Origin of the sequence: uncultured Campylobacter sp. (assembly GCF_938039205.1) — a bacterium.
In the GTDB taxonomy this organism is placed as follows: domain Bacteria; phylum Campylobacterota; class Campylobacteria; order Campylobacterales; family Campylobacteraceae; genus Campylobacter_A.
Window position 1 is genome coordinate 1 of sequence record NZ_CALHVM010000050.1, and the last position, 5,907, is coordinate 5,907.

Sequence of the window (5,907 nt, forward strand, 5' to 3'; positions counted from 1 at the left end):
CAAGCTCCGCAGGCGGCCATCCGAAAAACATCATCTTCCTAACAGCCGACGCATTTGGCGTTTTGCCTCCGGTCGCAAAACTAACCAAAGAGCAGGCGATGTATTATTTCCTAAGCGGCTATACGGCCAAAGTCGCAGGCACCGAGCGCGGTATCACCGAGCCCGTGGCGACATTTAGCGCGTGCTTTGGCGAGCCGTTTATGCCGCTACACCCGACCGTTTACGCTAAGCTGCTGGGCGAAAAGATCGATAAACATAACGTCAGCGTCTATCTGGTAAACACAGGCTGGAGCGGCGGCGCGTACGGCGTGGGCAAGCGAATGAGTATCAAAGCTACGCGCGCGTGCATAAACGCGATCCTAGACAGCAGTATCAAAAAGTGTGAATTTGAAAATTTCGAGAAATTTAACCTCGCGATCCCAAAAGAGCTCGCAGGCGTCGAGACGAAGCTGTTAAATCCGATCAATACGTGGGAAAACAAGGACGAATACGTCGCGACTCGCGATAAACTAGCAAGCATGTTTGAGGCGAATTTTAAACGCTACGAGGACGTAAAAGAGGGCGTGGAATACGCAAAAGCCGGCCCTAAGGCTTAAATTTAAAGGGCGCTGGTTGAAAATTTACTCTGTAAAACGCGGGCTTAAATTTAGCCTTTTAGCCTGCGCCCTTTTTCTTGCGGGTTGCGATATCTTTGGCGGGCAGGGTAAAGACTCCGCGCTAAAGTCCGCCAAGCAGCCCGAGTTTTCTTTTGTTCCTGACTCCGACGCGGTCGCGTATCTAAACGAGTATCGCCGCGGCTCCGGACTCTCCGGTCTAAAACCAAATCAAATTTTAAGCCAGGCTGCAAAAAATCACGCCGAGTATAGCGCCCAAAACGAATACATGGGGCACGACGAAGCGGCGGGACGGGCCAAATTTAGCGGCGCGACTCCAGCCGATAGAGCCCTAGCCGTAGGCTACAAATCAACCCTAGTGCTTGAAAATATCGCCTATAAAAGCGACTTTAAAGAGGCGGTGGATGGGCTGTTTTCCGCGATCTATCACCGGTTTGCGTTTTTAAATTTGAGCGTCGATGAGGTCGGCTACGCGCTCGCGTCCAAGGATAAATTTAACGCCTTCGTCTTTGAAATGGGTAACTCGCGGTTAAACGGCTTTTGCGCTAAAGGCGCTAGCGATACTGGCGCAGAGCGGTTTTATACCAACGTCTGCGCCGATAAAAATCTAAAAATAAAAGACGCTAAATTTGATAATTTCACCGGCTCCAGCAAGCCTTTCGTCAAATTTCCGGACGCTACTGCAGTGACACCGTATTTTAGCGGCGAGATTCCGGACCCATTCCCTGAGTGCAAGATCACGGCAAATCCCGTTAGTGTCGAGTTTAACGCAAACGCAGGCGAGGTTAAATTTAAGGATTTTGAGATATTTAAAGACGGGCGAAAACTTCAAAATTTGCACGTCATCACGAGTGCCAACGATATAAACTCCAAATTTTCGTCCAAGCAGTTCGCGGCTTTTTCGCGCGAGGTTTTTGACTTCGGCGCGCAGTACGAGGCGGTTTTTAGCTACGAGCAAGCAAACGCCCAAAGCACTGGCGCGCAGGTAAAGCAGATAAAGTGGAGCTTTAAAATCAAAACTCCGCAAAATCCGTATTTTGACGCGCGCGACGGCGACGTGCTAGGCGTGGATGCGGACAAGACCTACGAGATATTTTTCCGCCCCAAAGACTGCAACGACCTCATGACGCGCTACTCCTACAAGGCTTCGGGCTTTATGACGCCTACGGTCGCGCAAAGCGGTACGAACACGCTAAGCATAAAACTAAAAGGCATGGCTGGCGATACGCTAAGCATCGTCGCGGGCGACATGAGCGTCAAGGTGCGGCTCAAAACCAGCTCGCCAGAAGCCGTGCGCGAGAGGAGGGCGTTTTACGTCAAGGCGGGGCTGATGATCGCCGGCGTGATCGTGATTTTTGCGCTAATCGGCAGAAAGATGAGACGGTAAATCGGCTATAGTAAATCCGCCGCGCTTAACTATTTATAAATTGCCGATTTTCGCATTTGCGACAAAACGGCGTAAAGCCATTTTCATGAAGCGCATAAATGCTAAGATTTGCGTTTATATAAGCCGTTGCGTCTTATTTTGCCGGATATCTAGGGCGCAATGTTTGGCGCAAGTAGCGGGGCCTAAAATTTCAAATTTACCGTTTTGCGGTTACGGCGGATTTATTTTGCCGGCTCTATCTTGATCTCCCCGTCTTTTGCGACCAAGCCTACATCGCCATCTATCACGCCTAGGCGCACGATGCCCTCGTAGTAAGGCTGGTAGCCGTAGTAGATGACAAAGTTATTCCACGGAGCAAAGTACGAGATCTCGCCCTTTTTGCCGTCGCTACCGATTGGAGATCCGCTTGTGTCAAGCCGTTTTGGCAGTTTAGCTACCTTTTTGCGTCCGCCGTAGTCCTCTAAATTTAGCGTTAGCGGCGGCTGTGCGGCAAAGCTTCTTGCTGTCGCCGTATCATCTAGGATCGCCGTAGCTTCGCCGCTAGAAGTCTTTAGGACTATCTTTAAATTTTGCATTTTCTCTCCTGCTGCTAAATTTAACTCCGCAAAAAGCATAAAGACGGCTAAAATTTTTCTCATTTTTACCTTCCTTATCTCTCGAATTTACCCCTGCAAAGCGCAGGGGGTGCTTGTTTATTTCAAATTTGCTTTGAAAAATTCCTCAAATTTATCGTATGGGATCTTATTGTTTTTATTGTCATATAGATCCGTATGCACGGCGCCAGGGACGATAACTAGCTCTTTGTTTGCGCTGCCAAGCGACTTGTAAGCGTCCTCGCTAAAGTATCTAGAGTGCGCTTTCTCGCAGGCTACGATAAGAGTCGGAGTTCTCATCTCGCTTGCGTAGGCAAGGATAGGCATATTTATAAATGATATAGGATTTGTGACGATCCAGCCGTGCTCGCCAGAGTTTGAGTTGACGGCGCGTTTGTGATAGCCGCGATCCGTGCGGTAATACTTCGCATACTCAGCGATAAACTGCGGCGTGCTTGCATCTATCTTTTTTGGATCAACGGTTACCGCACCCGTATATGTCGGTTTGCCATTTTTAGCATCGACCCAGCGTTGCTCGGCTAGCTTCTTTTTAGTTTCATATCTCTCATCGGCGCCCACGCTATCGTTGTAGCCCTTTGCCATCACTCGCGTCACATCATACATCGTGCTGGTCGCAACCGCCTTTATGCGAGGATCGGCAAGAGCTGCGTTTAGAGCAAAACCGCCCCAGCCACATATGCCTAAAATGCCGATCTTATCTCGATCTATATTGCTCTGGGTGCCTAGAAAATCCACCGCAGCGCTAAAATCGTCAGTGTTTATCTCCGGACTTGCTAAATTTCTTGGCTCTCCGCCGCTCTCTCCGGTGTAGCTCGGATCAAAGGCAAGCGTGATAAAGCCGCGCTCGGCTAAAGTTTGGGCGTAAAGACCGCTCGATTGCTCTTTGACTGCGCCAAAAGGTCCGCTAACTGCGATCGCAGCAGCTTTACCATGCAAATTTTTAGGCGTATAAAGATCGCCGACGATCTCCAGGCCTTAGCGATTTTTAAATTTAACTTTCTTGTGATCTACTTTATCGCTTTTAGCGAAAACTTTGTCCCACTCGCTTACCATCGATACCGCTTCTAGCGGTGATTTTGCCACGTTTGTGTTAGCCATTGCATTGCCTCCTAAAATAAAATTGACGCTACAAGCGTCGCCGCAAATTTTTTAAGATTCATCTCTTATCCTTTAAATTTTTGATATTTTGGCTAGCTTTGGATTCTCCTTGTCCCGCATATCGTTTTGTTGGGTGTATTATATCTGTATTGTAAATTTTACGCTAGAACGATCCTCTAAATTTCATGCCTAATCCTGCAAATTTTCTAAAAAATTGTATAATCTTGCAAAATTTGGCTTAAAGGCGCGAAAATGGCTGATGTAAATTTACTAAAAGAGCAGACAAAAGAGTTTTTATTAGATAGATGCGGCGTAAACGGCCTTGTTCAAAGCGACATCGACTCGCTTGATTTTTACATCAGCGAAAAGACGCATGATTTTATCAATGTCATCTACAATCCATCCTTGTGCATTATCTTGCAGGGGGCAAAGTCGGTGGGCTTTGGCGATGAGATGAGCGGATACAACGAGCAAAGGTATCTGCTCACATCGACCTATATGCCTCTAAGAGTGAGCCTAACCGACGCCTCAAAAGAGAGGCCATATATCTCGCTTACCCTTAAATTTAGCATGGATGAAATTTATGAAGTGCTGAAAAACGTCGAGATAAAAGAAGATAACATGCAAAAGAGCCAAAAGGGGGTATTTTTCGGCGATCTTACGGAGGAGATACTAGAGCCTGTTTTGCGCTTTATCCTGTTGCTTGAAAAGCCAAAAGAAAAGATCAAATTTCTCTCAGATCTTGCTAAAAAAGAGATCCTTTATACCCTTGTAACAAGCGACAAAAGCGGCTATTTTTTAAATAAATTTGCGATGCAAGGAAGTGTTTCTAATAAAATTTTACATGCCATCGCAAAGATAAAAAACGAGTTTACGCAAAAGCTAAATATGAAAGAGGTCGCGCGCGCTTGCGATATGAGCGAGTCTTCGCTATATCATAACTTCAAAATCGTAACCTCGCTAAGTCCCATCGCATTTCAAAAAAAGATCCGCCTAGAAGAGGCAAAAAATCTGCTCGCGACCAAAAATATCGGCGTAGCGCAGGCCGCCTTTGACGTAGGATACGAGAGCGCGTCGCAGTTTAGCCGCGAATACGCAAGGATGTTTGGCGTGCCGCCTAAAATTCACAGCGAAATTCTACGCTCCGGCGTGGCGTAAGTTTAAATTTGATCTAAATTTGACGAAAAAGGCAGAGGAAAGGGCTATTTAAATTTGGCGGTAAAATTTAGCTCGCACCGCTAGCTGCATTTTTCGGCTCGCCTCAAGCTCCGCCGTTTTTAAATTTTACGCAGGCTTTAGCGCATAAAATTTAAGCGCCGTTTTCTAAATTTAGGCGTGCTCTTAGAATGGCACGCGTCTAAATTTAACGTCCTAAAATTTCAAATTTATCCCCGCGTACTGCGATCGCCTCGGCGTTATTTATAGGCGCCAAATTTAGCTTACTGCCGTAAGCTTTTAAAATTTCAGCCGCGCTTTGCACGAACGGCTCCTCGCCGTAGTGCGGCACCGGGTAAAATTTAACCAGATCAAACCCCGTTTGCACCGCGGCCCCGTAGTCGCCCACCTCGTCCATCACGCTTGCGTACTCCACGCTGGGAGCTGCGATCATAGCGCCCGCCGACTCGCCCACATACACGAGCTCGCCGCTTTGGACACGACTAGCGATGAGGGTTGCTAGACCTTTCTTTTTAAGCTCGCGTAAAAGATAAAAGGTGTTGCCGCCGCTTACGTAAAGCACCCGCGCTGCGCCGATCTTTGCCTTCGCTTCGGCCTCGTTCGCCTTAGAAATATCCAAAATTTGAACCTCAAAGCCCATTTTGACAAACGCCTCTTTCGCCTCGTCCACGTAGTCTCGGTATTCCTCGACGTTTGCCGCAGTCGGGATAAAAAGCACCTCTTTAGCGCGGATATTTTGTCTCGCATAGTCCTCAAAAAGCGTCGCCGCACCCGCAAAATAGGAGCATAAAAACATCTCTATCATCGTTTTTCCTTTCAAAAGGCCGAAATTTTGCGCTATTTTAGCTTAAATTTTATAAAATCACCGAAAATTTAAACGAAGGAGCGAGCGTGAAAAAAATGTGGGAGGGGCGCTTTAGCGAGGCGAGTTCGGCGCTTTTGGAGGAGTTTAACGCCTCGATCGGCTTTGATAGGGCGCTTTGGCAGGAGGATATCGCAGGCAGCAAGGCGCACGCTC

The 5,907-nt window shown here is 47.6% G+C and carries 7 protein-coding genes; 3 read left to right on the forward strand and 4 right to left on the reverse strand.

Annotated features, from left to right (window positions below):
• Both Q0394_RS07230 and Q0394_RS07235 read left to right on the forward strand, forming a co-directional pair.
• A partial coding sequence (locus Q0394_RS07230) for a phosphoenolpyruvate carboxykinase (ATP) (RefSeq protein WP_298946437.1) occupies positions 1–596 on the forward strand: 596 nt, incomplete at its 5' end.
• Between the two features lie 16 nt (positions 597–612).
• Positions 613–2,001, forward strand: a complete 1,389-nt coding sequence (locus Q0394_RS07235) for a CAP domain-containing protein (RefSeq protein ID WP_298946438.1) — start codon at positions 613–615, stop codon at positions 1,999–2,001.
• A gap of 221 nt (positions 2,002–2,222) precedes the next feature.
• Here the strand turns inward: Q0394_RS07235 and Q0394_RS07240 are convergent, their stop codons facing one another.
• The 3 genes from Q0394_RS07240 to Q0394_RS07250 are packed head-to-tail and all read right to left on the reverse strand — an operon-like array spanning position 2,223 to position 3,713.
• Positions 2,223–2,639 (reverse strand): cyclophilin-like fold protein, encoded by a 417-nt coding sequence (locus tag Q0394_RS07240; RefSeq protein ID WP_298946440.1) that lies wholly within the window; start codon positions 2,637–2,639, stop codon positions 2,223–2,225.
• A gap of 54 nt (positions 2,640–2,693) precedes the next feature.
• Positions 2,694–3,551, reverse strand: a complete 858-nt coding sequence (locus Q0394_RS07245; protein ID WP_298946441.1) for an alpha/beta hydrolase — start codon at positions 3,549–3,551, stop codon at positions 2,694–2,696.
• Positions 3,552–3,590: 39 nt separating this feature from the next.
• Entirely contained in the window at positions 3,591–3,713 is a 123-nt protein-coding gene (locus Q0394_RS07250; protein WP_298946442.1) for a hypothetical protein, read from the reverse strand.
• Between the two features lie 252 nt (positions 3,714–3,965).
• Here Q0394_RS07250 and Q0394_RS07255 point away from each other — a divergent pair, with 252 nt between their 5' ends.
• A complete protein-coding gene (locus tag Q0394_RS07255; RefSeq protein WP_298946443.1) occupies positions 3,966–4,871 on the forward strand; it encodes an AraC family transcriptional regulator in 906 nt (301 codons plus the stop codon).
• 205 nt (positions 4,872–5,076) lie between these two features.
• Here the strand turns inward: Q0394_RS07255 and Q0394_RS07260 are convergent, their stop codons facing one another.
• A complete protein-coding gene (locus tag Q0394_RS07260) occupies positions 5,077–5,694 on the reverse strand; it encodes a Type 1 glutamine amidotransferase-like domain-containing protein (protein WP_298946444.1) in 618 nt (205 codons plus the stop codon).
• Between the last annotated feature and the right edge of the window lie 213 nt (positions 5,695–5,907).